The 24,764-nt window shown below is 66.1% G+C and carries 24 protein-coding genes; 12 read left to right on the top strand and 12 right to left on the bottom strand.

Annotated elements, in window-relative coordinates:
* The first annotated feature begins 29 nt into the window (after window positions 1–29).
* Window positions 30–2,681 (top strand): bifunctional GNAT family N-acetyltransferase/acetate--CoA ligase family protein, encoded by a 2,652-nt coding sequence (locus EV641_RS01320; protein WP_132470763.1) that lies wholly within the window; start codon window positions 30–32, stop codon window positions 2,679–2,681.
* Between the two features lie 98 nt (window positions 2,682–2,779).
* On the opposite strand, the gene EV641_RS01315 is transcribed toward EV641_RS01320, so the two are convergent.
* The 3 genes from EV641_RS01315 to EV641_RS01305 form a co-directional block, all read right to left on the bottom strand.
* Window positions 2,780–3,742 carry a sigma-70 family RNA polymerase sigma factor gene (locus EV641_RS01315; RefSeq protein ID WP_132470281.1) on the bottom strand — a complete coding sequence of 321 codons (963 nt, stop codon included), beginning with the start codon at window positions 3,740–3,742 and terminating at the stop codon, window positions 2,780–2,782.
* 195 nt (window positions 3,743–3,937) lie between these two features.
* Window positions 3,938–5,416, bottom strand: a complete 1,479-nt coding sequence (locus EV641_RS01310) for a methyltransferase (protein ID WP_132470278.1) — start codon at window positions 5,414–5,416, stop codon at window positions 3,938–3,940.
* A 96-nt stretch (window positions 5,417–5,512) separates the two neighbouring features.
* Window positions 5,513–5,872 (bottom strand): DUF3099 domain-containing protein, encoded by a 360-nt coding sequence (locus EV641_RS01305; protein WP_132470275.1) that lies wholly within the window; start codon window positions 5,870–5,872, stop codon window positions 5,513–5,515.
* Between the two features lie 73 nt (window positions 5,873–5,945).
* Here EV641_RS01305 and EV641_RS01300 point away from each other — a divergent pair, with 73 nt between their 5' ends.
* A complete protein-coding gene (locus EV641_RS01300; RefSeq protein ID WP_054714474.1) occupies window positions 5,946–6,182 on the top strand; it encodes a DUF3039 domain-containing protein in 237 nt (78 codons plus the stop codon).
* Here the strand turns inward: EV641_RS01300 and EV641_RS01295 are convergent.
* Window positions 6,155–7,441: a YihY/virulence factor BrkB family protein gene (locus tag EV641_RS01295; RefSeq protein WP_132470273.1), complete on the bottom strand. Its 1,287-nt coding sequence runs from the start codon at window positions 7,439–7,441 to the stop codon at window positions 6,155–6,157. The two genes, EV641_RS01300 and EV641_RS01295, sit on opposite strands and share 28 nt — an antisense overlap.
* A 221-nt stretch (window positions 7,442–7,662) precedes the next feature.
* On the opposite strand from EV641_RS01295, the gene EV641_RS01290 reads away from it, so the two are divergent.
* On the top strand, window positions 7,663–9,390 hold the full coding sequence (locus tag EV641_RS01290; RefSeq protein WP_132470270.1) for a DEAD/DEAH box helicase: 1,728 nt from the start codon (window positions 7,663–7,665) through the stop codon (window positions 9,388–9,390).
* Window positions 9,391–9,503: 113 nt separating this feature from the next.
* Here EV641_RS01290 and EV641_RS01285 read toward each other — a convergent pair whose 3' ends face one another.
* Window positions 9,504–9,704, bottom strand: coding sequence for a hypothetical protein (locus tag EV641_RS01285; protein ID WP_054714459.1), 201 nt, complete (start codon window positions 9,702–9,704; stop codon window positions 9,504–9,506).
* 285 nt (window positions 9,705–9,989) lie between these two features.
* Here EV641_RS01285 and EV641_RS01280 point away from each other — a divergent pair, with 285 nt between their 5' ends.
* Complete coding sequence (locus EV641_RS01280; RefSeq protein ID WP_132470267.1) at window positions 9,990–10,334, top strand: DUF952 domain-containing protein; 345 nt, start codon at window positions 9,990–9,992, stop codon at window positions 10,332–10,334.
* 99 nt (window positions 10,335–10,433) lie between these two features.
* On the opposite strand, the gene EV641_RS01275 is transcribed toward EV641_RS01280, so the two are convergent.
* Both EV641_RS01275 and ppgK read right to left on the bottom strand, forming a co-directional pair.
* Complete coding sequence (locus EV641_RS01275) at window positions 10,434–11,783, bottom strand: RNA polymerase sigma factor (RefSeq protein WP_054714453.1); 1,350 nt, start codon at window positions 11,781–11,783, stop codon at window positions 10,434–10,436.
* 134 nt (window positions 11,784–11,917) lie between these two features.
* Entirely contained in the window at window positions 11,918–12,703 is a 786-nt protein-coding gene (ppgK, locus tag EV641_RS01270) for a polyphosphate--glucose phosphotransferase (protein WP_054714471.1), read from the bottom strand.
* 128 nt (window positions 12,704–12,831) lie between these two features.
* On the opposite strand from ppgK, the gene EV641_RS01265 reads away from it, so the two are divergent.
* A complete protein-coding gene (locus EV641_RS01265) occupies window positions 12,832–13,734 on the top strand; it encodes an inositol monophosphatase family protein (RefSeq protein WP_241996724.1) in 903 nt (300 codons plus the stop codon).
* Between the two features lie 108 nt (window positions 13,735–13,842).
* On the opposite strand, the gene cei is transcribed toward EV641_RS01265, so the two are convergent.
* Window positions 13,843–14,526, bottom strand: coding sequence for an envelope integrity protein Cei (gene cei, locus EV641_RS01260; protein ID WP_054714468.1), 684 nt, complete (start codon window positions 14,524–14,526; stop codon window positions 13,843–13,845).
* Window positions 14,527–14,946: 420 nt separating this feature from the next.
* On the opposite strand from cei, the gene EV641_RS01255 reads away from it, so the two are divergent.
* The gene (locus EV641_RS01255) at window positions 14,947–15,249 is read left to right on the top strand and encodes a DUF4193 domain-containing protein (RefSeq protein WP_054714450.1); all 303 of its coding nucleotides are present in this window, start codon (window positions 14,947–14,949) and stop codon (window positions 15,247–15,249) included.
* A 92-nt stretch (window positions 15,250–15,341) separates the two neighbouring features.
* Here EV641_RS01255 and EV641_RS01250 read toward each other — a convergent pair whose 3' ends face one another.
* Window positions 15,342–15,845: a DUF3093 domain-containing protein gene (locus tag EV641_RS01250; protein ID WP_241996723.1), complete on the bottom strand. Its 504-nt coding sequence runs from the start codon at window positions 15,843–15,845 to the stop codon at window positions 15,342–15,344.
* Between the two features lie 60 nt (window positions 15,846–15,905).
* Here EV641_RS01250 and dut point away from each other — a divergent pair, with 60 nt between their 5' ends.
* Both dut and EV641_RS01240 read left to right on the top strand, forming a co-directional pair.
* Window positions 15,906–16,376, top strand: a complete 471-nt coding sequence (gene dut / locus EV641_RS01245) for a dUTP diphosphatase (RefSeq protein WP_054714462.1) — start codon at window positions 15,906–15,908, stop codon at window positions 16,374–16,376.
* Window position 16,377: 1 nt separating this feature from the next.
* Window positions 16,378–17,223: a DUF3710 domain-containing protein gene (locus EV641_RS01240; protein WP_132470262.1), complete on the top strand. Its 846-nt coding sequence runs from the start codon at window positions 16,378–16,380 to the stop codon at window positions 17,221–17,223.
* A 48-nt stretch (window positions 17,224–17,271) separates the two neighbouring features.
* On the opposite strand, the gene EV641_RS01235 is transcribed toward EV641_RS01240, so the two are convergent.
* Complete coding sequence (locus EV641_RS01235) at window positions 17,272–18,018, bottom strand: alpha/beta hydrolase (RefSeq protein ID WP_054717229.1); 747 nt, start codon at window positions 18,016–18,018, stop codon at window positions 17,272–17,274.
* A 132-nt stretch (window positions 18,019–18,150) separates the two neighbouring features.
* Here EV641_RS01235 and EV641_RS01230 point away from each other — a divergent pair, with 132 nt between their 5' ends.
* A complete protein-coding gene (locus EV641_RS01230; RefSeq protein ID WP_054717226.1) occupies window positions 18,151–18,528 on the top strand; it encodes an OB-fold nucleic acid binding domain-containing protein in 378 nt (125 codons plus the stop codon).
* A gap of 61 nt (window positions 18,529–18,589) precedes the next feature.
* Window positions 18,590–19,300 carry a DUF3159 domain-containing protein gene (locus EV641_RS01225; protein WP_054717235.1) on the top strand — a complete coding sequence of 237 codons (711 nt, stop codon included), beginning with the start codon at window positions 18,590–18,592 and terminating at the stop codon, window positions 19,298–19,300.
* On the opposite strand, the gene EV641_RS01220 is transcribed toward EV641_RS01225, so the two are convergent.
* A complete protein-coding gene (locus EV641_RS01220) occupies window positions 19,297–19,950 on the bottom strand; it encodes a TrkA family potassium uptake protein (protein WP_132470259.1) in 654 nt (217 codons plus the stop codon). The two genes, EV641_RS01225 and EV641_RS01220, sit on opposite strands and share 4 nt — an antisense overlap.
* A 10-nt stretch (window positions 19,951–19,960) precedes the next feature.
* The gene (locus EV641_RS01215) at window positions 19,961–20,629 is read right to left on the bottom strand and encodes a TrkA family potassium uptake protein (RefSeq protein WP_054717223.1); all 669 of its coding nucleotides are present in this window, start codon (window positions 20,627–20,629) and stop codon (window positions 19,961–19,963) included.
* 797 nt (window positions 20,630–21,426) lie between these two features.
* Between EV641_RS01215 and EV641_RS01205 the strand changes: the two genes are divergently transcribed.
* A complete protein-coding gene (locus EV641_RS01205) occupies window positions 21,427–23,451 on the top strand; it encodes an APC family permease (RefSeq protein ID WP_132470256.1) in 2,025 nt (674 codons plus the stop codon).
* Complete coding sequence (locus EV641_RS01200) at window positions 23,448–24,740, top strand: TRAM domain-containing protein (RefSeq protein ID WP_132470254.1); 1,293 nt, start codon at window positions 23,448–23,450, stop codon at window positions 24,738–24,740. Before EV641_RS01205 ends, EV641_RS01200 begins: the two co-directional genes overlap by 4 nt.
* Window positions 24,741–24,764 lie beyond the last annotated feature (24 nt).

Raw genomic sequence — 24,764 nt, 5'->3', positions numbered from 1 at the left:
TCGATCCCGAGCGTGAGCGGGCGCTTGCGATCGCTCGTGACTATCCTCGGCACTGGGTTGCCGATGTGCTTGCCTCCGATGGTGGTGTCGTCCATCTGCGGCCGATCGTTCCGGAGGATGCCGACAAGGTCGTCGAATTCCACGGCAAGCTGTCCGAACGGACGCGATACCTCCGCTATTTCGGGCCCTATCCGACCATCTCGAAGCGCGACCTGTTCAATTTCACTGTCGTCGATCACCGCAAACGGGTGGCGTTCGTGGCTCTGCTCGGCGACGAGATCATCGCGGTCGGCCGCTACGAAGGGCTGCCGTCGGAGGGGGACGGACTCTCCGCCGAAGTTGCATTCACCGTGTCGGACTCGCATCAGGGGCGCGGGCTGGGGCCCATCCTGCTCGAGCATCTCGCTGGAGCGGCCGCGGAAAACGGACTCCGGCGCTTCGTTGCCGAGGTTCTCGCCGAGAACCGTCACATGATCTCGGTGTTCCGTGAGGCCGGGTACCAGGTCAGCCGCAGTTTCGAGGGCGGTGTGGTGCGGTTGGAGTTCGACATCGACCCTACCGAGGCGCTCGTCTCGGTACGCAACGCGCGCGAGCGCGCCGCCGAGGCTCGTAGCGTTCGCAACATCCTGAGCCCGGAAAGCGTCGCAGTGATCGGTGCGTCCACCGACAGCCGGAAGGTCGGCAACGCCGTCCTGGTGAACATGCTGCGCAGCGGATTCACCGGTCCGGTCTATCCGGTCAACGCCGAACACCGGTCGGTACGGGGCGTGCGTGCCTACCCGACGGTGCGCGACATCCCCGACGAGATCGACCTCGCGATCGCCGCGGTCCCCGCCGAATCGATCGACGCGGTCCTCGACGACTGCCTCGCGAAAGGCGTCAAAGCGCTTCTCGTCGTGTCGTCCGGATTCGGTGAGACCGGACCCGAGGGGCGCGATGCGGAACGGCGCTTGGCGCACGCTGCGCGTGCTCACGGGATGCGGCTGATCGGACCGAACGCCCTCGGAGTCGCCAACAACGATCCGGCATTCCGGCTCAATGCGACGCTCGCTCCGATTCTGCCGGCTGCGGGCAACGTCGGATTCTTCTGCCAGTCGGGTGCATTGGGCATCGCAATTCTCGACGAGGCCGCCAAGACGGGAGTGGGGTTGTCCTCGTTCGTATCGGCGGGCAACCGCGCCGATCTGTCGGGCAACGACCTGTTGCAGTACTGGGACACCGACCCCGCAACCGAGGTGGTGCTCCTCTACTTGGAAAGCTTCGGCAACCCGCGCAAGTTCTCACGCATCGCGCGTCGCGTCGCCCGGAGCAAGCCGATCGTGGCGGTCAAATCGGGTCGGCACGCGGTGCCCCCCGCGCTCGAGGCCCGCACGGGTGAAATGGACGACGCGATCGTGCGCCACCTGTTCGAGCAGGCCGGCGTCGTCCAGGTCGAATCCATTGCGCAGCTGTTCGATTCGGCGTTGTTGTTCAGTTACCAGCCGCTGCCGGCGGGTCCGCGGGTCGCGGTGGTGGGTAACTCCACGGCGCTCGGGGTGCTCGCTGTGGATGCGGCGAGAGGGCAGGGCCTCAAGCCCGCCGACGCAGTGGATCTCGGTGCGCAGGCCACTCCGGAGGAGTTCGCCGAGGCCGTCACCCAGGCGGTCGGAGCGCCCGAAATCGATGCGGTCATCGCGGTGTTCGTTCCCCCGGTAGCGGTGACGGTCGAGCCCTACGCACAGGCACTGCGCGATGCGGTGGCAGGTGCGGAGAAGCCGGTGGTCACCACATTCCTTGCGACCGAGGGTATCCCCGACGTCCTCGCGGTCCGTGATGAGGAAGGCAATCCGGTCAGAGGGTCGGTGCCCTCGTATCCCGGGCCGGAACGGGCTGCGACCGCGCTGGCACGCGCGTGGCGGTATGCCAAGTGGCGGTCTCGCCCGCAGTCGCAGGTCGTCCGTCCGGTGGGGATCGACCCGGAACGTGCCCGCACTCTCGTCGACGGCTGGCTCGACACCACGCCGAACGGGCGCTACCTGTCCGACACCGAGGCTGCGTTGCTGCTCGCATGCTACGGCGTGCACATCGCCCCGTTCCGCTCGGTGACCACCGAGGACGAAGCGGTCGCTGCGGCCCACGAAATCGGCTTCCCTGTCGCGGTCAAGGCCACGGGAGCGCAATGGCGTCACAGGCCGGATCTGACCGGTGTCCGACTGGACCTCGTCGACGACGATTCGGTCCGGATTGCCTACCGTGACCTCGCCGCAGTGTCCGGGGAGCCGCTGCTTCACGTGCAGAAGATGGCGACCAAGGGGATCGGATGCGCGATTCGAGTGCAGGACGATCCCTCGTTCGGGTCGTTGATCTCCTTCGGTGTCGCGGGCGTGATCTCCGATCTGCTGGGTGACCGCGCCTACCAGGTGTTGCCGCTGACCGAGGACGAAGCCGTCGAATTGATCGACGCGCCCAAGGCCGCGCCGCTGCTGACCGGCTACCGCAATGCAGCGCCGGCGAATCGCGCTGCGCTCGTCGATATCGTGCAGCGCATCTCAGCGCTCGCCGACGACCTGCCCGAGGTTCGTGAACTCGTGTGTGAACCGGTGCTGGCGTCTCCGATCGGCGCCGAACTCACCGACGCGCATTTACGGGTCGGCCCGGAACCGCAGCATCCGCTCGACCTGGGGCCGCGCCGGCTGCGGTGATCGACCACATCGGATGATCGAACAGCACAGCCCTTCGACAGCGCGATCCCCGAGAACCCAGCCCGGTTCTCGGGGATCGTTACAGCTGACGCGCCCGGTCAGCTTGCATATGCGCGGAGGCGTTCTGCGCGCTCGCCTTCGCGGAGTTTGCCCATCACTTCGCGTTCGATCTGCCGCACGCGCTCGCGCGAGAGACCGAACAGCTTGCCGATCTGGTCGAGCGTGCGCGGCTGGCCGTCGTCGAGCCCGTACCGCAGGCGGATGACCTGCTGCTCCCGCTCGTCGAGGGTTCCGAGAACGCTACGGACATCACTGTGCAGGAGCCCGGCGATCACCGCGGTCTCGGCGGAGGTCGCCTCGGCGTCCTCGATGAAGTCGCCGAGCGGTGCTTCCTCGTCACTGCCGACCGGCATGTCCAGGCTCACCGGGTCGCGGCTGTGGTCGAGCAGATCGGCGATCTTCGTGACCGGGATGCCGGACTCTTCCGCCAGTTCGTCGTCGGTGGCCTCGCGGCCGAGCTGCTGGTGCAGTTCCCGCTTGATCCTGGCGAGCTTGTTGACCTGCTCGACGAGGTGGACGGGGAGCCGGATGGTGCGGCTCTGATCGGCCATACCGCGCGTGATGGCCTGACGGATCCACCACGTGGCGTAGGTCGAGAACTTGAAGCCCTTCGCGTAGTCGAACTTCTCCATTGCTCGGATGAGGCCGAGGTTGCCTTCCTGGATCAGGTCGAGCAGCGGCATTCCGCGTCCGGTGTAGCGCTTGGCGAGCGACACCACGAGGCGCAAGTTCGCTTCGAGCAGGTGGCTACGAGCCGCTTGGCCCTCGCGTATGACGATCGCGAGGTCACGCTTCTTTGCAGGTGAGAGACGCTTCTTGGTCTCGAGCACGTGCTTGGCGTAGAGGCCGGCCTCGATCCGCTTTGCCAGTTCGACCTCGTCCGCTGCAGTCAGCAGTGCCGTCTTTCCGATGCCGTTCAGATAAACGCGTACAAGATCGGCGGCGGGACTTTGATTGTCGAGGTCGGAATTGACTCGAGCGGTTGTTGCGGGGCGTGCCATGACGTGCCTCCTCATCGGTGGTGTCTCACAGGGTTCAACGCTCGGGTCACCCGGGAAAGTTCCCACCGGTTCCCGAGCCCCAGTGCCGCGACCTGCACAAATCTGGAGCCTCGTCTGAGAAGTTGCTGAGAGATCCGCGGAGGACGTCGGTGGGGGAACTGTGCCCTGACACCTGGGACCTACACCGCCTGGGACCTACACCGGCTCGACGAGACCGTGCCGGACGAGCCCTTGCATCAGTGGTACCGCCATGGCCGCCAGTTCGTCCTCGTCCTCTCCGTGTGCTGCCGCGAGCAGACCGACCAGATCAACCAGCTGCAGGCCATCGGCGCGCAGGCCACCGAGCAGGTTCGCCGCCAGGTCGTCCACCTCGTGCTGCCACGCGGGCCCATCTCCACGATGCACCCGTGCGACGACCTGGGCCCAGCCTTCCTCGCCGGGCAGGAACACACGCTCGAGCGCGGTGTCGGCGCGTACCCGGAACCGTGATTCGAGGACGTCGTGGTCCCGGAGCCACTGAAGACGTGCGAAATAGTCGATCGATTCGGGGCCGAGCGCATCGGTGAAGGCATGGCGCAGGTCTTCGGCCAGCACATCCGACGGCTCATCCGTACGTCGCAGATAGACGAACCCGAAACCGACGCCTTCGACGCCGTTGCGTGCGAAGTGGTCGAACCAGTCCTCGGCGCGCACCGCGACGGCTGGGTCGCGCTGATCGGCGTCGCCGTCCCGGAGCCACGTCCCGATGTACAGAGCGGGATCGGCGACATCACGTTGCACGATCCACGCGTCCACCCCGTGCGCGGGCAACCAGGACGCGACGCGTGCCCGCCAGTCCTGGCCCTCGATATGGACCCATGACGCGAGGATGCACGCGGTCCCACCCGGGTTCAGGTGGTCGGCGGCCTGCGAGAGCATCAGCTTGCTGGCGCCGTCGAGGTCGAGTCCCGAATCGCGGTAGCTGTGCTCCACCTGGCCGCTGCTCACCACGAACGGCGGATTCGCGACGATCCGATCGAAGTGGCGTCCCGCCACCGGCTCGAACCACGAGCCTTCCAGCAACTCGAGGTCCAGCTCGTTCAACGCGGCCGAGGCCGCGGCGAGCGTGAGGCACCGCGGAGTGATGTCGGTGGCGGTCACTGTGTCGGCGTACTCGGTCGCGTGGATTGCCTGGACTCCGCATCCGGTGCCGAGATCGAGCACGGAACCGACAGGGTCGACTGGGGTGGCCTGCAACAGCGACAGGGACGCCTGCCCGACCCCCAGCACATGATCAGGACGGGTCGGCGAAGGGCGAAGCGCACCGTCGAGGTCCGACAGAACCCAGAGATTGCCTCCGCCCGCGTCCAGCGGCCGCAGATCCAGCGCGGACCGCACACAATCCGCATCGCCCTCGAGCAGCCCCGCGGCGACCGCGGCGTCGAGGTCCAGAGGTGCGAGGGCCGCGGCGACCTCGCCGGCCGGGCAGGTGTCCTGCAACAGGAACAGACGCACCAACACACCCAGATCACCCGCGTCGCGCGAGGCGCGTCGCGCGGCAACGGGTTCGCTGCGCCCCAGTGCGGCGTGAGCTTCGGTGCCCAGGAGTTCGCGTACGTTGTCGATGTCGTAGCGACACCGGGTCAACGCACTACGTAGAGAGGGGCAGATCGACAAGAGCAGGTCGCGGTCCACGGGAACATTCTCGCAGCTGTACGTACCACTCGATGACGCGCCCATGTGGCTACCAGGTATCAAGTCTGCCGGATCGGCCAGGCTTGATACCTCCCATTAGCCGTCGATCACACGGTGCTCGTCTGCCTCGAGCTCCGCGAGCTCCTGACGCCGGCCGTCCCAGCGGCTCGGCTCGCCCTTCCGTCGCGGTGGCCGGTCGTTGGCGATCAGTACCGCGATCCACGGCAGGGGGATCGAGAGCCCGATGATCGCCATCGCGATCCACGGGTTCGCCCACACGCCGTACGAGACGGCGGCCAGGATCAGGGCGGGAATTCGGAACGCCATCAGTGTCATGTACTTACGGACCCGCGCTCGGTGCTGGTCCTCGAGAGACGCCTCCGCCTCCGTGATCAGGACCGGGTTATCGGGCGATCCGCTCTCGTGGGATCCGCCGAAACCAGGTGTTCGTGCCATATCTACTACCTTCCCACGCCCATAGATCGAATGCACATACCGGTCCGGGGTCTCCGTGCGGCATCATGGACACGTGAGTACGGATATCAAGGAACGGCCGGATACCACCACCGACGAAACCACCAGCGACGACACTCCCAAGTTCTTCCACTACGTGAAGAAGAACAAGATCGCTGAAAGCGCCGTTATGGGCACCCACGTGGTTGCGCTGTGCGGGGAGGTCTTTCCGGTGACCAAGTCGGCGAAGCCCGGCTCCCCGGTGTGCCCCGAATGCAAGAAGGTCTACGACGGCCTGCGCAAGGGCGACTGAGGTAGTCGGGTCAGGGGAGCGTTTTCCGCCGGCCCGGGGTCTCGGGGCGGGATCGGACCGTCATCGGCCGAGGTGATCGAAGCCTCCTCGGCCGATTCGTCGTGTGCGGACACCGGCGGGTGCCCTGACGCGGCCGAGCGGTCCGGGCGGTCTATCGGGCACGCGTCGGGCACCTTCTCATCGGACACGAACGCGTCGTCGTAGCCGGGAAGCTGATCGGAACGTAGAAGATCGGTGAGCCGGATCGGGCTTGCCATCGTGATCCGCCGCGTCAGGTTGGTGACCGGACCTTCCGCAGGTGACGGCTGCTTGTCTGCCTGCTCGGCGAGCCACACACGCCATTGTTCGATCCGTGTTGCTCGCGCGGGCCACATTTCCTGGACAGTGGCGTTGAACTCGGCTCCGATGACGACGGCGAAACCGAGGAAGAACGTGAACAACAGGAACGCAATGGGCGCGGCCAGAGCGCCGTAGGTGTACCCGTGCTCGGCGATCCACGTCAGATACCTGCGCAGTCCTGCGCTTGCGAGGATGAAGAACGCTCCTGCGAGAATCGCGCCACCGAGCAGCCGGTGCCACGGCAAGGACTTCGGCAGCGCCACCTTGTACAAGGTGGTCAGGGCGACGAGCAACAGTAGCCCGACTCCCGGGTAGTAGAAGGTGTCGACGATCTGCGACCCCACCGTGTACCAGGATTGAGGTAGTAGACGGCCGATCATCGTCGGTCCGAGCGCCACCAAAGGCAGTGTGACGACAGCCAGGATGAGAAACATCACGTACAGCAAAAGGCCGAACACGCGCTGCCAGACCGGGTGGCGGTGATCCTGTTGGCCGTGTGCTTCGACGATCGAATCGACGAACGTCGAGATCGCCGACGAGCCTGCCCAGAGCGACAGGATGAAACCCAGTGACATCACATCCGCCCGCCCGCGATTGAGCACGTCGTAGACCGTCGGCGCGATGATCTCGTCGACGACGCTGTCGCTGAATGCGGTGCGAGTGAACGTGACGATCTTGGACACGATGATGTCGGGGATGTCGGGGCCGAACCATCCGCCCACGTAACCGAGGCTGCCGAGAAGTCCCAGGAGCAGCGGGGGCAGCGACAGGGTCTGCCAGAACGCGGCTGTCGCGGCCTTGCTGAAGATCGAGTGGTTCCACGCGGATTGCGCGGTGTGGCCGAGTACCCGACCGCACGCGCGCACTGCGCGCCGGATGCGGCGCGATCCTTTCGCGGGAGGCACAGCTGTGGTGTTCATCTACTTCCAGCATTCCTGATGACACGGCGTAATGCGCGCCCCACATGCGGTTGTCGTGTCTCGGATTCTGTCACGACCATCACTTCCGATCCTCATCGCCCTGGCGGTTCGAGGCGTCGATCGGTGGGCGTAGGCGATAGGCTGCATGGCGGTCGGTGACCGGGATTTCGGGTTCTGCCGTCGCCGACCGGAGTTGAGCGGACAAGGAGCACGAAGAACCGGTGAGCATCGAAACCGTCGGACAGGCTACGACCTCCGCCTCGGGGGGACAGCTGCGCGCGTGGCAGCGTCGCGCCCTGACCAAGTACCTCGCCACCAAACCTCGCGATTTCCTCGCGGTGGCCACACCTGGGGCCGGTAAGACCACATTCGCGCTGAGGGTCGCGTCGGAACTGTTGAAGGACCGGACCGTCGATCAGGTCACGGTCGTTGCACCGACCGAACACCTCAAGCACCAGTGGTCGTCGGCAGCGACACGAGTCGGCATCGCGCTGGACTCGAACTTCACCAACTCCGCGGGGCAGACCTCGAGCGACTACCAGGGTGTTGTCGTGACCTACGCGCAGGTCGCATCCCACCCGTTCAAGCACCGTGTACGCACCGAAGCGCGCCGCACGCTGGTCATCCTCGACGAGATCCACCACGGCGGGGATGCCAAGAGTTGGGGTGAGGGGATTCTCGAGGCATTCGGCGACGCGACACGACGATTGGCGCTGACCGGCACACCGTTCCGCAGCGACGACAGCGCCATTCCGTTCGTGACGTACGAACCGAACGAGGAAGGCCTGATGCAATCGAAGGCCGACCACGCCTATGGATACTCCGATGCGCTCGCAGACGGCGTGGTGCGGCCGGTCGTATTCCTCGCTTACTCCGGTGAGGCCCGTTGGCGGACCAGTGCGGGGGAGGAGTACACCGCCCGGCTCGGTGAGCCGCTCAGCGCCGAGCACACGGCGCGTGCGTGGCGTACCGCGCTGGACCCGGAGGGCGACTGGGTGCCGGCCGTACTGGGTGCCGCCAACACCCGCCTCGAACAATTGCGTGCAGGGGGCATGCCGGATGCCGGTGGCCTCGTGATCGCGACCGATCAGACGGTCGCTCGCGCCTATGCGAGGACTCTCGAACGCCTCACCGGGGAGTCGCCCGCCGTCGTCCTGTCCGACGATCCCACCGCCTCCTCGCGGATCTCCGAGTTCAGCGCGGGAACCCAGCGGTGGATGGTTGCCGTTCGAATGGTGTCGGAAGGTGTCGACGTCCCGCGGCTCGCCGTCGGTGTGTACGCGACCAGCGCATCGACCCCACTGTTCTTCGCTCAGGCGATCGGACGCTTCGTGCGTGCGAGGCAGAAGGGCGAGACGGCCAGTGTGTTCCTGCCGTCGGTGCCGGTGCTGCTCGAACTCGCCAGCCAGCTCGAAGCGCAACGCGACCACATTCTGGGCAAGCCGCATCGGGTCAAGGAAGGCTTCGATGACGAACTGCTCGCCGACGCCAACCGCAGGAAGGACGAGCCCGGCGAGGATGAGAAGGCCTACACCTCGATCGGTGCGGAGGCCGAACTCGACCAGGTGATCTACGACGGTTCCTCCTTCGGCACCGCCACGTTCTCGGGCAGTGACGAGGAAGCGGACTATCTCGGTCTACCCGGGCTGCTGGATGCAGATCAGATGAGGGCCTTGTTGCGTCAGCGGCAGGAGAAGCAGCTGGAAAAACCTGCGGTCCAGCAGGCGCCGACCCCGCCGCAGCAGGTGGCGGAACGCGTCGCCGCGGCCGATGAGCTACCCCAGCTGCGCCGCGAACTCAATTCCTTGGTGGCGGTCGTGCACCATCGCACGCGCAAACCGCACGGCGTGATCCACGGGGAGCTACGGCGTCAGTGCGGCGGCCCACCGACCGCCATGGCGAGCGCCGAACAGTTGCGCGACCGCATCGCAATTCTGCGGAGCTGGTGACGAACCGACTGCCGGTGAGGAATCGGCCGTGAACGACGAGAACGGGCGACTGCTGGAAAGCAGTCGCCCGTTCTCGGGGTCGGGTCGCGGAACCGTGGGTTCCGGACGGCGGATCAGACGGTTGCGTCGGCGTCGGCCTCGGTGACAATCGTGGCACCGAGCTCACGGAGCCGATCGGTGTGTTCGTTCGCGTGATGACCGCAGAACAACAGTTCGCCGCCTGTGGGAAGGACAGCGCGTACGCGAGCGGCGGCATTGCACCGATCGCACCTGTCGGCGGCGGTCAACTTCGGGGTGGTCAACGTACCGGGCATGACTCCTCCAAACTGGCCACCTTCGACAACGGTCGCCTGGGGTCTGGTCCGCCGCGCCGGGGGTAGCGCGGTAGATCTACTCTTACAGACGATTCGCGTTCGTGGGTTGTTCCCCTCATCGTCGATTCGTGTTGTGTTTCACGAATTCACCTGGAGAAACCCCAGGACGTGGGCATTTGCGGATCTGTTGGTTGTCTCACAGCGCGATTGTTCGCTCACAGCGCAGCAGTAATGCACGGCGCGTCGCGGTGCGGTCCGCCCTTCGACGGTGCGGACAATGGGGGCATGAGTGGAACTCTGCTTCACATCTGCCCGCGGGACGAGTGGCTTCGCGCCCGTGCGACAGGCGCTGTCACACCCCCGTCACTGGAGGACATGGGATTCGTGCACCTGTCGACGCCCGACCAGGTCCACCTGCCCGCGAATCGCTTGTTCCACGGGCGCACGGATCTTGTCCTGCTCCACATCGATCCGTCCCGCCTGGCCGCAGATGTGCGCTTCGAGCCGGGGGTGCCGGAGGATCCCGAGTCGATGAGGTTCCCGCATCTGTACGGGCCGCTACCGGTCGACGCGGTCGTCGAGGTGGTCGACTTCCGGCCGGGTGACGACGGACGATTCTCGTCCCTGTGATCGAGGCCTGACGCGCGGAACGGCGAAGGGACGGTGACGCCCCTTCGCCGTTCCGAACCGCCCGTGGCCCACCTTGCGGTGGCCGGTGGAACTACGTGACTAATCGAGGTAGTCGCGCAGGACCTGGGACCGCGACGGGTGGCGCAGCTTGGACATGGTCTTCGACTCGATCTGGCGGATGCGTTCACGGGTCACCCCGTAGACCTGGCCGATCTCGTCGAGAGTGCGGGGCTGACCGTCGGTGAGGCCGAAGCGCAGTCGTACGACACCGGCCTCACGCTCGGAAAGCGTCTCGAGGACGGACTGCAGCTGATCCTGAAGGAGCGTGAACGACACAGCATCGACCGCGACGACCGCCTCGGAATCCTCGATGAAGTCGCCGAGCTGGCTATCGCCCTCGTCGCCGATGGTCTGGTCGAGCGAAATGGGTTCACGCGCGTACTGCTGGATCTCCAGCACCTTCTCCGGCGTGATATCCATTTCCTTCGCGAGTTCCTCGGGAGTGGGCTCGCGACCCAGATCCTGGAGCAGCTCGCGCTGGATACGACCGAGCTTGTTGATGACCTCGACCATGTGAACAGGGATGCGAATGGTGCGGGCCTGGTCGGCCATGGCGCGGGTGATGGCCTGACGGATCCACCACGTCGCGTACGTCGAGAACTTGTAGCCCTTGGTGTAGTCGAACTTCTCCACCGCGCGGATCAGGCCCAAGTTGCCTTCCTGGATGAGGTCCAGGAACGCCATACCGCGGCCCGTGTAACGCTTGGCGAGGGAGACGACAAGTCGAAGGTTGGCCTCGAGGAGATGGTTCTTGGCGCGATTGCCGTCGCGGCAGATCCAGTTCATGTCGCGGCGCTGGGCCACGGGGAGCTTTTCGCCCTTTGCGGCGAGTTCCTGCAAGCGGAACGTCGCGTACAGGCCGGCCTCGATGCGCTTGGCGAGCTCGACCTCCTCCTCTGCGTTGAGGAGCGCAACCTTGCCGATCTGCTTGAGGTAGGCACGGACGGAGTCGGCGGAGGCGGTGAGCTCGGCGTCCTTGCGCGCCTGGCGTAGCGCCTCGGACTCCTCTTCGTCCCACACGAAATCGCCGGACGCCTTGTCCTTTTCGCTGGGCTCGTCGTCCTCGGCCGGCGTGTCTCCGGCGACGAGTTCGCCTTCCGCCACGTCGATGTCTTCGAGTTCCGGTTCGGCTGCACCGTCGAAGTCGTCCTCGCCGGCCTTCCCGCCCTTGGCTGCGGTCTTCTTCGCCGCAGTCTTCTTGGCGGCCTTCTTGGCCGGCGCCTTCTTCGCGGCGGCCTTCTTGGCGGGTGCCTTCTTCGCGGCGGCCTTCTTGGCCGGTGGCTTCGCCGCGGGTGTCGCAGTGTCTGCAGCGTCGGCGGCGCCCGAAGCGTCCGCGACGGGTGCCGATTCCTTCTGTGAATCAGCGGTGTGGATGTCGGTGGCTGCCACGTACGCCCTTTCGTGACGAGGTAGTGCGGCGTCGCGCCAGAGGTGTTCCGGCGGAGAGGTCTGTCGGGATCAGGCCGGGTTCCGGCCGGCTGTGCACCATTGTAACGATCCCTGTGACCGAGCATGTGTCGGACTCAAGGAGTGGTGCCAGTTTTCGCAGCGTATGCAGCGCCGACGATCCCCGCGGTATTGCGCAGTTCGGCCGGCACCACGGGAGTGTCGTTCGTCAGCAGTGGAATCCACTTGTCGTGCTTGCGGCTGATGCCACCGCCCGCGATGAACAGATCGGGCCACAGCAGGGCCTCGAATCGCTCCAGGACCCGGGAGACCTCCTGGGCCCACCGTTTGTACGACCAGTCGTGGTGCTCCTTGGCCGACGAGGCGGCGCGATGCTCGGCTTCCTTACCGTCGACCTCCATGTGTCCGAATTCTGTATTCGGGAGCAGAACACCGTTGTGCAGGACTGCCGAGCCGATACCGGTACCGAAGGTCAGAAGGATGACCACGCCGTCGGTGTCGGCCGCCGCGCCGAACCGATCCTCGGCGATACCCGCGGCGTCGGCATCGTTGAGGACCGTGACGTGTCGTTCGTCGAGCGCGGTCGAGAACAGGGCTCGAGCGTCCGTCCCGATCCACGACGAATCGATGTTGGCGGCTGTCCTGGCAACGCCTCCGACCACCACGCTCGGGAGGGTGATACCGACGGGGCCGTCCCAATCCGCCTGCTCGACGATCTCGGCCACCGTCCCGGCCACGGCGTCGGGAGTCGACGGTTGTGGCGTGAGGATCTTGATCCGGTCGCCGATCAACTGACCTGTCGACAGGTCGACCAGGCCGCCTTTCACTCCGCTGCCGCCGACGTCGACGCCGAATCCCACGTCGGGGGAGTCGGTCGAGGTGGGGGCTGTTTCCTGCGCCATGAGGTACTCACTCTCCGGGTCGGTCCACAACACTGGTCGGTCGGCCGCAACGCTTGTGGGGCAACGATAGTTCGAAAGTCACGATTGGGCGGGTGGTGCGGGCGATGCGCGTGTGTTCCGATGGTCGAGTGTCCGATGTCATCGATTCCCGCGCCGTGTCCGAGTCCGATCCCGCCGCGCTCCGAGCGGTCGCCGTCACCGTTGCACTGGAAGCGGCCGCACATGTGCGTCGTCGCCGTGCCGAGCTGTTCGGTTCGGCCCGGCCGTTGGGTGGTGAGGGAAATGCGGTGCAGACGAAGTCCACCGACACCGACCCGGTCACCATCGCCGACACCGAGTCCGAGGACCTCATCCGCAGCCGCCTCGGACAGTTGAGGCCTGGCGACGGATTCCTCGGCGAGGAGAGCGGAGGCAGCCACGGCGCAGGTGAGGGCGGCGTGGGGGAGGCCGGAGTCCAGTGGGTCGTCGATCCCATCGACGGCACGGTGAACTTCGTCTACGGGATTCCCGCGTATGCAGTGAGTGTGGCGGCCCGGATCGGCGGCGTGTCGGTGGCAGGCGCCGTGGTCGATGTCGCGTCGGGAGACCTCTACTCGGCGGCGGCCGGCCTCGGCGCGACGTGTACCGATGCAGACGGGGGAGTGACGACGCTGCGCTGCACGCCTGTCTCGGATCTCGGGCTTGCGCTCGTCGCCACCGGGTTTTCCTACTCGGCGGAACGTAGGGCGATCCAGGGCAGGTTGGTGGCGGAACTGTTGCCGCGGGTGCGAGATATCCGGCGTATGGGGGCTGCGGCACTGGATCTGTGCATGGTGGCGTCGGGGCGGGTCGACGCTCACTACGAGCACGGCCTCAATCCCTGGGACTGGGCGGCCGGTGCGCTCATCGCGTCCGAAGCGGGCGCCGAGGTCCGGTTGCCTACGGGATTCGGCGACCACGGCGAGATCATGACTGCCGCGGCGTCGGGCGTGGCGGACGAATTCGCGGCGGTGCTTGCGGAAATCGGCGCAGCTGGACCTGTCCCTGCGTAACAGCGCCGTCGGTTTCTTCGTTCGGGAACCGCTGTGAATTCGGACCCGAAATCTGGGTGAAATCGGATGAAAGGGAATTTTGCCCGATTTTCTGAATTGTGTGCGCGGTCAGCAGGGTGCGTTGAGCGCGGCGTCGAGGAGTTCCACATCGAGCGGCGCGGACTTCTCGTCCACAGGTGCTTCCCGCAACGTGCGCAACAGTTCTTCGGCGTCGGCGCTCGGCGTCATGTCGCGGAAATACGTGCCCAGCGCCAGATCGATCGTGTCGTCCTGGCGATCGTCCAGAATCAGCTCGGCACACGGTGCGACGAGGCGCGCGGTGTTCGCCGCGGCGCGACCGGTCTCACCGAACCGGACCTGACCGTGGCATTGCATGTTCTGATCGACGTACACCGGATCGTTACCCGCCTGCACATCCGGCGCGCTCGCAAAACCGTAGTCGCTGAGCTGTGCCGCGACCGTGGACGCCTGGCCGCGCTCACCATTCGCGTTGAACACCCGCACTCGGGTGGCGGCGAGAGGGGCCGGATCGACATCGACCATGGTCGAACGGTCCACGACCTGCCCGAGCGGGGCAGGTGCGGGGCCCTCGGGATCGGTAGGTGCTGTCGGTGGAGCCGGGCATGCCACCGTGGTCGTCGTGGTCTCGGCCGTGGCGAACACCGAGGTCCAGACCACGATCGTGCCTGCGGCGAGGACGGCACCCGCGAGCGCGGCGGGCACCCAGCGGCGACGATGGAACGGGCGACCGCGCTTGTCGGTTGCGCTGCCTTCGGTGATCAGGGAAACCACGCAGGTCTGCCTTTCGTCTCCTCGCCGTGGAACGGCGTCGTTCACTGCCGTGGAACGGTGCGTCGTTCACTGCCGTGCGTTTCTGTGCGTCGTTCACTGTAGAGGGCTGTCCGACCGGTGCGATGGAGGCGTACCGGGTCAGGTATGTCACGGTCACCGTGATGTGGGTGACGATTTCCGGTCGATTTCGATGAAATCGTGAATCGATTGCATATTCCGCTCTGCTGTCGGCTATTGTTCGGCGGCCGAGCGTCGTCCATCGACGAGGGCGACGGGTTCGGACTCGAGGTATTTCGGGGATACCGACGACAAGCCGATACCCGTGGGAACTTCACCGCGCGGTCGGGCGTTGCCATGGCCGGGAGCATCACCGTGGTTCCCTGTCGAGCACCTGTAAGAGGACTAAGAGGTAAGAGGGAAATGGCGACTGACTACGACGCACCGCGGCGGACCGATAGCGACGATGTGTCGGAAGACTCACTCGAAGAACTGAAGGCACGGCGCAACGAGGCGCAGTCCGCGGTAGTGGACGTCGATGAATCGGACACGGCCGAATCCTTCGAGCTCCCGGGTGCGGACCTGTCCGGCGAGGAATTGTCGGTGCGCGTGGTGCCGAAACAGGCTGATGAATTCACCTGCTCGAGCTGCTTCCTGGTACATCACCGGAGCCGCCTCGCGAGCGAGGAGGGCGGACAGATGATCTGCCGTGACTGCGCCTGGTGACGAAGCACCCGCGCTGAATCGACTTCGAAACGCCGCAGCAGTGACCCGAGGGCCACTGCTGCGGCGTAGAAGTATGAGCTGTGAGGGAGTCGTCAGCTCGTAGACGGCTCCTCGTGTCCCAGGGCAGCCAGAAGTTCCGCCGGTCGTCTCGTGCTGATCAGCCAGTAGGGGGTCGGATCCTCCGGATCGTCGAGGACGACCAGAGCCATCGTCTTGATCCACGGGCGATGTCGCACGAACGCCGCGGGATCGAGCTGTCGGCCGAGCGCGGCGCTCTTCGCGGAGCCCGGAACGACGACTCCGCGTGAGATCAACTCCACCGGAAGGTGGGCCTGTTCGACGACGAGCTCACCGTCGATGACCTCGATGCGCCGTCGTGAGAGCCACACCAGAACCCACAGGGCACATGGGATCAGTACGGCATACGGCAGCCACGCGTACATCCCGGGTGCACCCATGTGCAGTTCGGCTGCGAGCAACGCTGCGATTCCGATACCGATGGGCCACCACCAGATCGGAACCCACAACCGTTCGGAGTAGGTCGGCGTGTGGGTCAACGAACCGGCGGTGCTGCCGGAGCTGGAGGTATCAGACACGCACCCAGGATAGTCGCCTGGAGATGGGGCATCGACATCCGGAGAGTAGTCTCGGTGCACGTGACCGACCTTTCCCCCATCCCGCTGCGTCGTCTCGACCCGGGTGTCCCCATGCCGACACGGGCGCACGCAGGCGACGCGGGCGTGGATCTGTGTGCCACCAGCGATGTGACGATCGAACCCGGGCAACGGGTGCTCGTCGGAACCGGAGTAGCCGTAGCGTTGCCGGTGGGGACTGTCGGGTTGATCCACCCGCGCTCGGGGCTCGCAGCCAAGTTCGGACTTTCCGTGGTGAACACACCGGGAACCGTCGATGCCGGCTACCGAGGAGAGATCAAGGTGTGCTTGATCAACCACGACACCGAGCACGCCATCGAGGTGAATCGGGGCGACCGCATCGCACAACTCCTTGTACAGCGGGTCGAACTCGTCGACTTCGTGGAGGTCGAGGAGCTCGACGACACCACCCGTGGTTCCGGTGGTTACGGCTCGAGTGGTGGCCACGCCGGCCTCGTGAAGGAAGGGTCCTGACATGTTCGGACGACGCCGCAAGAACCGCTCCGACCACCTCGACGACCCGACGACCGACGAATTCGCACGCGTCGAGGGCTCCGCCCCGGGCGACAACCCCGACGACGTCGCATTTTTCGACGGTGGTCCGTACGACATCGATGCTCTCGACGAGGACGAGGTCGGAACTTCCCGACTCGACCTCGGCTCAGTGCTCGTCCCGATCCCCCAAGGCGGTCAGATCCAGGTGGAGATGGCTCCCAACGGGAGCCCGCAGGCGGTGCACCTGGTGACACAGCACGGGCGGATCACCGTCGCGGCCTACGCAGCGCCCAAATCGCCCGGACAGTGGCGTGAAGTGGCTGCCGAACTGGCCGAGACGCTGCGCAACGACAACGCCTCGGTGAGCATGGAGAGCGGCCCATGGGGCCGGGAGCTGCACGGAAGCACTCCGAATGCAGACATGCGATTCATCGGTATCGACGGCTACCGGTGGATGATCCGATGTGTCGCCGCAGGCCCAGCGGGGGCCGCTGCGGCGGATGGGCCGTTGGTTGCGGCAGCTCACGCAGTGCTCGCCGATACGGTCGTGCGACGAGGCAAGGAACCTCACCCTGTCCGCACCCCGCTGCCGGTCGTCCTTCCCCAGGCGCTCGCGGACCAGCTCGCCGCTGCGGCCCAGCAACAACAGCAGCAGGCGGCGCGCCAGGCCGGTGGGCCGCAGCAGGGGCAGCAGGGGCAGCAGGGGCAGTCCCGCCCGCAGCAGCCGGGAGCACCGACAGCAGGACGGCAGGTTCCTCCTGCGCAGCCGCAGCCTCGCCCCCGCACCGGTGGGTCGGGTTCGGCCATGCAGCAATTGGGCTTCTGACCCGCAACCGTCACCTCGGTGTGCCGCTCCCACCTCGGTGCGGTGCGCTCAACGAGTCGCGATGGCCCGCTTCGCCCGGGTCGCCGGGTCGAGTGCCCGTATGCATCCCTCGCCGAGGACCGACGGATCGGTTCCGACATCGTCCAGGGCGACGGTCGTCAGGGACGCGAACGGCAACGCGGTCACCCACTCACTCGCGACGTCGAGCGGATGAACCGCATCGTCGACTGCGGCGGTGACACCGACGGGTACCGTCACCGAACGCAGTTCGGTGATGTCGAGTGCCCGATAGCCGGCGGCCTCCTCGAGCGCTTCGGGAAGATCCGGCCACTGGGAGCGCCACGAACGTGACAGCGTGGCTCCCAGCCATGAGGGGCTCGACTCGACCATTGCTGCAGCGACCGACTCCAGGCCGCGAGCACGTAGCTGCGATGCCGTCCAGCGGGCACTGGCGGCGGCAGGGGAGTCGTCGGGCCTTCCCGTCCAGGCGGGGAGAGCCGCAAGCACACCGACGGTGAGCTCCGGGTGCAGTGCAGCCCAGTGCAGTGCGACAGCCGCTCCGATGGACACACCACCGACGAGGATGGGGCCGTCGAGAGCGGCACGGTCCATCGCCTCGGAGTAGCTCGCGACCACACCGCGAGGATCCGGTTCGACCGCAACGGTGGCGATCCCACGACCCTGCAGTGGAACTGCGAAGGCATCGTGGGCGAACCGCGCGTCTGACCCCGTCCCAGGTAGGACGACTGCGGTCACGGCGGTGTCGTACGGTGCGATGGCAGAATCTTGCTTCATGGTGTGATCGTGCCGAATCGACTCGAAGGCTGTCGACCCGGTGTGGTTGTCTCTCCTGTGGATCGGTCTACAGTGGCGGACGAAGGAAGTGTCGCGGCACGAGACCCGTGCCGCCCGTTTCAGGAGCGCGCTATGGCATCCGCCGCAGCCGGCTACATTCGTCGGCTCACCCGTCGCCTCACCGAGGATCTCGAAGAACTCGATGCGGAGGAGATGGCCGAATCATCACACGCGACGGGCGCGCTGCCTGTCGTGTCCTGTACTCGGGGGCAGGAAGTGACGATGTTCGGGCGACTGAGAAGTGTGGAGTCGTCGCCGAAGGCTGCTTGTGCCTCGGTCGAGGCGGAACTCTTCGACGGAACTGACTCGATTCTGCTCGTATGGATCGGGCGTCGGCGTATCCCCGGCATCGAACCAGGTAAGACCCTGCAGGTCCGCGGGCGGGTCGGCGAGCGGGACGGCCGCAAGGCGATCTACAACCCGTACTACGAGCTCAGAGACCCTGCCTGAACGACGTACCCGCAGCTCGGCGTGAGGGGTGGGTGCGCCCGAGTATGGCACCCTCGTATACGTGAGCGATACCAGTCGGCAGACCCTTCTCGAACAACTCGGTGGACTCAGCGGGTTGGTGTACTCGACACTGCCCGTGCTGGTGTTCGTGCCGATCAACAGCGTGTGGGGTCTTACAGCCGCGATCTGGTCGGCGATCGCGGTCGCCTGCGGTGTCCTGGTGTGGCGACTGATCCGGCGGACACCCATCCAACCGGCCATCTCCGGATTCATGGGCGTGGCCCTGTGTGCCTTCATTGCGCATCGGACGGGCGACGCGAAAGGCTACTTTCTGTTCGGCATCTATGCGAGCCTGGTCTACGGCGGCGCGTTCGTGCTGTCGGTGCTCGTGCGGCGACCTCTGGTCGGCGTGATCTGGGGGATGCTCAACGGGCAGGGTTCGCGATGGCGTGCCCATCGCGACGCTGTGCGGGCCTATGACATCGCGACGACCGCGTGGGCGCTGGTGTTCGTGGTGCGCTATCTCGTGCAGAACCATCTCTACGACCAGGATCAGACCGGCTGGCTCGCGGCCGCTCGAATCGGTATGGGTTGGCCCCTGACCGCGCTTGCGCTGCTTGTGACCCTCTGGGCGGTCCGCAGGGCCGACAGGTTGGTCGAGCTGCCGGTGGACGAGGACGAGGCGGGCTCCGACGTCGCAGCGGACACCGACATCGCGGCAGACACTGGTGCCGCATCTCACGAAACACCCGCACCGCGCGACAAACGTTAGCGCTCGATCAGGGCGCGAAGCTCGTCCTCGACCTCCTCCGCTGCAACGAACAGCAGTTCGTCCCCGCCCTCGAGCGGATCGTCGGCCTGCGGGACGATCACGCGGTCTCCGCGCAGGATCGTCACGAGCGCAACGTCGCGGGGGAGTGCGAGCTTGCGGACCGGTTTGCCGGCCAGCGCGGTGGTGTCGGGCAGTGTGATCTCGACGAGATTCGCGCCCTTGCGCAGTGTCATCAGCCGAACGAGATCGCCGACGGAGACCGCTTCCTCGACGAGGGAGGCCAGCATCCTCGGAGTGGACACCGCTACGTCGACGCCCCACGACTCGTCGAACAGCCATTCGTTGCGTGGATCGTTGACCCGGGCCACGACCCGCGCGACTCCGAACTCTGTGGTGGCGAGCAGGCTCAGCACCAGATTCGCCTTGTCGTCGCCTGTCGCGGCGATCACCACGTCGTACTGCTCGAGTCCTGCCGTCTCGAGCAGGCTGAGTTCACAGGCATCGCCGTGGACCCATTTCGCATCGGGCACGGCCGTGGGGTCGACGTGATCGAGCTTGCGCTCGACGAGCATCACCTCGTGCTCGTTACGCAGGAGCTCGCGGGCGATGGAACGTCCGACTGCGCCTGCACCTGCGATGGCCACCTTCATCGGCATGTCCTCACTCGTCGTTGTCGGCGGGCGGATTCTCGGCCAGCACAATCGATTCGGCGACGCTTCCCGAGACCGCCGCGATGTAGACCTGGTCGTCGGCCTGGATCAGGGTCTTCCGGTCCGGGAGCACGCCCGCACCGAATCGGATGAGGAAGGCGACTCTGGCTCCCGTGGCTGCCTCGAGATCTGTCACACGTCGGCCGACCCACTCCTCGTGGACATTGACCTCGCAGACCGCGACCGAACCTGACGGGTCGCGCCAGCGCGCGTTCTCACTCTCGTGGGTGAGCGTGTGCAGGAGCCGATCGGTGGTCCACGGCACCGTGGCGATGGTGGGAATCCCGAGCCGTTCGTACACGGCGGCGCGTTTCGCGTCGTAGATCCGTGCGACCACACGTTCCACGCCGAAGGTCTCGCGGGCTGTGCGAGCGGAGATGATGTTGGAATTGTCTCCGGAGGACACTGCAGCGAACGCCTCGGCGCGCTCGATTCCGGCGTCGATCAGGACGTCACGATCGAAGCCCATCCCGAGGACCGTGCGGCCGGGGAAGTCGTCGCCCAACCGGAGGAACGCTCCTGCGTCCCGGTCGATGACCGCCACGTCGTGACCGAGTCGGGCAAGCGCGGTGGCCACCGCCGATCCCACCCGGCCACAACCCATGACCACCACGTACACGGCGTACTCCGTTCGTCGGCCCGTCCTGCCGAACGGAAACCGTACCGCTCCGACGGCAACAGCGGGTGGATTAACGTCTCTCCTGCCTGTTGGTAGGAGATTCCCAGCTCAGACCCGCACCCGAACCCCCTCCGAAGGAGGCGGATCCCAGTGACCTACGTCGTCGACACCGTCGCGGTCCTGCTCACGCCCAGTCGATCCCGACACCACTGTCGTCTGTGATCGGTATCGGTTGTCTCTCGCGGGTGACCACGAACGAGGCGTGCCAGTGCCCGAGCGAATCATGAGTGATGCGCACACTCGACGGCTCCGACGGCAGGTCCCGTGACCACACCATTGGCATGGTCACGCCCTTCGGCAAGACCACTTGCTTGTCGCGGATCCGGAAACCTCGTTGGGTGTGTTCGAGCGACGGCAAGGTTTTCTTCCGGGATTCGTAGCGGGGACGACCCGCGGACTTTGACGGTGTACGAGGCCTCCAACGCTTGCGCGTAGGCGCGGAGCATCTGCTGCTACGCGACCTGGGAGCCGCCTTGCAGCCACGACGAGCGGGGCTCGGGTCTCGGTCAACATGGTGCTGAGTTTCGTGGAGTTCGGTTTCCGACCGTCTTGAATTGGTGGACGGCTTCGTTCCACATGTTCGGCACCGTAGCCCGGCCCACCGACATGTTTCGTTGACACTGTTCCAGAGGAAGTAGGCGCTTCTACTCCCTCGTGAACGTGGGAGTATCCGCGTTGAACACCAGATGACCCGGACATGGGGTCGTGACGGGCCGGGTACGGCTTAGGCTGGGCCCGTGTCCAAGCTTTCCACCGCCACGAAGCGGCTTCTGCTGGGTCGGCCGTTTCGAAGTGACACCCTCGGGCACACGCTGCTCCCCAAGCGCATCGCGCTGCCGGTGTTCGCCTCCGATGCACTCTCGTCGATCGCGTACGCGCCGGAGGAGATCTTCCTGGTCCTGTCGGTCGCAGGCCTGTCGGCGTACGCCTTCACGCCGTGGGTCGGTATCGCGGTTGCCGTCGTGCTGGTCATCGTGGTGGCGAGTTACCGCCAGAATGTGCGCGCCTACCCCTCCGGTGGTGGTGACTACGAGGTCGCGACGAAGAATCTCGGGCCCATCGCGGGGCTCACGGTCGGCAGTGCATTGCTCGTGGACTACGTGCTCATCCTCGCGGTGTCGATTTCGTCGGCCGCGGCCAACATCGGCTCGGCTGTGCCGTTCGTCGCACAGCACAAGGTGCTGTTCGCGATCCTGGCGATCGGTCTCCTCACCGCCATGAACCTGCGCGGAATGAGGGAGGCGGGAACTGCGTTCGCGATCCCCACCTACGCGTTCATGGCGGCCATGGCCATCATGATCGTCTGGGGGTTCGTACAGATATTCGTGCTCGGGGAGGATCTGCGCGCGGAGTCCGCCGACTTCGAACTCGTGGCGGAGCAAACCGATCTGACCGCGATCGCCTTCGTGTTCCTGATCGCGCGTGCGTTCTCGTCCGGGTGCGCGGCCCTCACAGGTGTGGAAGCGATCAGCACGGGCGTTCCCGCGTTCCGTAAGCCGAAGGCCCGCAACGCTGCGACCACGCTGCTGTTGCTGGGCGCGGTGGCGGTGCCGCTCTTCCTCGGAGTCGTGTTCCTTGCAGGTCGGATCGGTGTCGTGGTGGCAGAGCATCCCGCCACCCAATTGAAGGGTGCACCCGAGGGCTACGAACAGAAGACACTCGTTGCGCAACTCGCGCATACGGTGTTCGCAGGGTTTCCCGTCGGCTTCTTCCTCGTCACCGTGGCCACCGCGTTGATCCTGCTGCTTGCCGCGAACACCGCATTCAGTGGGTTCCCGGCGCTCGCGTCGGTGCTCGCGCAGAATCGGTATCTTCCGCGGCAGTTGCACACTCGTGGCGACAAGCTGGCGTTCAGTAACGGGATCCTGTTCCTGTCGGGCGTGGCGGTCGTGTTCGTGTGGGTGTTCGATGCTCGGGTCACCCAGCTGATTCAGCTGTACATCGTGGGGGTGTTCGTCGCGTTCACGCTCGGCCAGGCGGGCATGGTGCGGCACTGGACGCGGCACCTGGCGGTCGAAACCGACCCCGCAGTGCGGGGACGGATGATGCGCGGGCGCGTGATCAACGGTCTCGGGTTGATTGCCACCACAGCGGTGTTGATCATCGTGCTGGCCACCAAATTCTCCGGTGGGGCGTGGATTGCCGTTCTCATGATCCTGGTGATCTTCGTGCTGATGAAAGCGATCCGGCGTCATTACGACAGCGTGGCCGCCGAACTCGAGGCGGCAGAATGGGACGGAGTCCTGCCCAGCCGCACGCACTCGATCGTCCTCGTGTCGACGCTGCACATGCCGACCCGTCGGGCCTTGGCCTTCGCCCGGGCGACGCGTCCCGACACGCTCGAGGCGATCACGGTCAACGTCGACGACGCGAATACCCGTCAACTGGTCCGCGACTGGGACGCCAGCGACATCACGGTACCGTTGAAGGTCGTCGAGTCGCCGTATCGCGAGATCACCCGGCCGGTGCTGGACTACGTGCGGCGCGTCCGGCGAGATTCTCCGCGTGACGTCGTCACCGTGTTCATTCCGGAGTACGTGGTCGGGCACTGGTGGGAGCAGATCCTTCACAACCAGAGCGCCCTGAGATTGAAGAGCCGTCTGCTCTTCCAGCCGGGAGTGATGGTCACGAGTGTGCCGTGGCAGTTGCGCTCGTCTGCGAGGGTCCCCAAGGACCGGATCGACACTGTGCCCGGGGCGATCCGCCGCGGGTTGGAGAACGAAGCGGGTCACAGACCCGCGAAACAGGAGGAAGATCAGTGAGCCGCCAGGAGCAGAAGCGTGCAGGAACCGACTGGTCCGGGCAACGGATCGAGGTGACGCTCGGCAATCCCGCACACGGCGGCTTCTGCGTCGCCCGCCGAGAGGGGCGTGTGGTGTTCGTGCGACACGGCCTGCCGGGGGAGCGGGTCTTCGCGGTCGTCACCGAGGATCGCGGAGGCTCTTTCTGTTTCGCCGACGCGGTGGAGATCTTGGAAGCGTCGGATGATCGAGTCGACCGCGTGTGTCCCGTCGCCGGCCCCGGCGGTGCAGGATGCTGTGACATGTCGCATGCCACGCCATCGGCTCAGCGGCATATCGCGGCGGCCGTGGTCGCCGAACAATTGCGTCGCCTGGGCGGTGTGAAGCGTGACGTCCTCGTCGAGGAGGTACCCGGGGGCGCGGAGGACGGCACCCGGTGGCGAACGCGGGTGCGATTGGCGGTCGATGCGGCGGGAACGCCGGGATACCGGCGCTACCACAGCAACGAGGTGGTACCCGACCTCGGTTGCACCCAGATCGATCAGCGCGCGTATACCGACCTGGTCGAACACGTGTGGCAGCCGGGTGCCGACCTGCAGGTCGTCCTCGACGCGGACGGGCAACGGCACGTGGTGGAGATCGCACCACCGGTGGTGTCACGTACCGGTCGGCGCAGCCCGGGCCGCCGCGGCGCATCCGCGCGGCGCGCCGCGGTGAATGCACCCCGCGCGGAGAAGGTGGTCGAGGGTTCCGGTCGCCCGGTCGAGCGGGTCGGGTCGCGGGAGTGGCGGTTGGCTGCCACGGGATTCTGGCAGGCCCACCGAGGTTCCGCGCAGACGTACTCGACCGTCGTGAGCGAGTGGGCCGACGCGACGGCAGGCAGCACTGTGTGGGATCTCTACGGCGGGGTCGGCGTGTTCGCGGCGGCAGTGGCCGACCAGGTCGGCCTATCAGGGCGCGTCGAGTCGGTGGAGACGTCCCGTCGGGCGGTGGACGACGGTGCGGAGGCGCTCGCGGACCTGTCGCAGGTGTCGTTCCGGCACGGTCGGGTCGAGCGTGTCATCGGGACACTTGCCGCCCCCGACGTGGTGATCCTCGATCCGCCGCGCGCAGGTGCAGGCAAGGAGGTCGTCGCTGCGATCGCCGACGCGGCGCCTCTGCGAGTCATCCATGTCGGTTGCGACCCGGCGTCGTTCGGGCGTGATGTGGGTCTCTATCGCGCACAAGGATTCGAGCTGGCGGACCTGCGCGCGTTCGCTGCATTCCCGTCGACGCACCACGTGGAGTGCCTCGCGCTGTTCACGCGCTGACGTCCTCCCTGGGCGGCAATGCAG

This window comes from Rhodococcus sp. SMB37 (assembly GCF_004345605.1).
Classification (GTDB): domain Bacteria; phylum Actinomycetota; class Actinomycetes; order Mycobacteriales; family Mycobacteriaceae; genus Rhodococcus.
This window is presented reverse-complemented; position numbering and strand designations above follow the sequence as displayed.

What these genes read in the sequence shown, in the direction of transcription:
- EV641_RS01315 (WP_132470281.1), bottom strand. Translation starts at nt 3,742, where the DNA reads ATGGCACGCCCCGCAACAACCGCTCGAGTCAATTCCGACCTCGACAAT.
- EV641_RS01305 (WP_132470275.1), bottom strand. Translation starts at nt 5,872, where the DNA reads ATGGCACGAACACCTGGTTTCGGCGGATCCCACGAGAGCGGATCGCCC.
- EV641_RS01295 (WP_132470273.1), bottom strand. Translation starts at nt 7,441, where the DNA reads ATGAACACCACAGCTGTGCCTCCCGCGAAAGGATCGCGCCGCATCCGG.
- EV641_RS01285 (WP_054714459.1), bottom strand. Translation starts at nt 9,704, where the DNA reads ATGCCCGGTACGTTGACCACCCCGAAGTTGACCGCCGCCGACAGGTGC.
- EV641_RS01280 (WP_132470267.1), top strand. Translation starts at nt 9,990, where the DNA reads ATGAGTGGAACTCTGCTTCACATCTGCCCGCGGGACGAGTGGCTTCGC.
- ppgK (WP_054714471.1), bottom strand. Translation starts at nt 12,703, where the DNA reads ATGGCGCAGGAAACAGCCCCCACCTCGACCGACTCCCCCGACGTGGGA.
- EV641_RS01255 (WP_054714450.1), top strand. Translation starts at nt 14,947, where the DNA reads ATGGCGACTGACTACGACGCACCGCGGCGGACCGATAGCGACGATGTG.
- EV641_RS01240 (WP_132470262.1), top strand. Translation starts at nt 16,378, where the DNA reads ATGTTCGGACGACGCCGCAAGAACCGCTCCGACCACCTCGACGACCCG.
- EV641_RS01235 (WP_054717229.1), bottom strand. Translation starts at nt 18,018, where the DNA reads ATGAAGCAAGATTCTGCCATCGCACCGTACGACACCGCCGTGACCGCA.
- EV641_RS01230 (WP_054717226.1), top strand. Translation starts at nt 18,151, where the DNA reads ATGGCATCCGCCGCAGCCGGCTACATTCGTCGGCTCACCCGTCGCCTC.
- EV641_RS01220 (WP_132470259.1), bottom strand. Translation starts at nt 19,950, where the DNA reads ATGAAGGTGGCCATCGCAGGTGCAGGCGCAGTCGGACGTTCCATCGCC.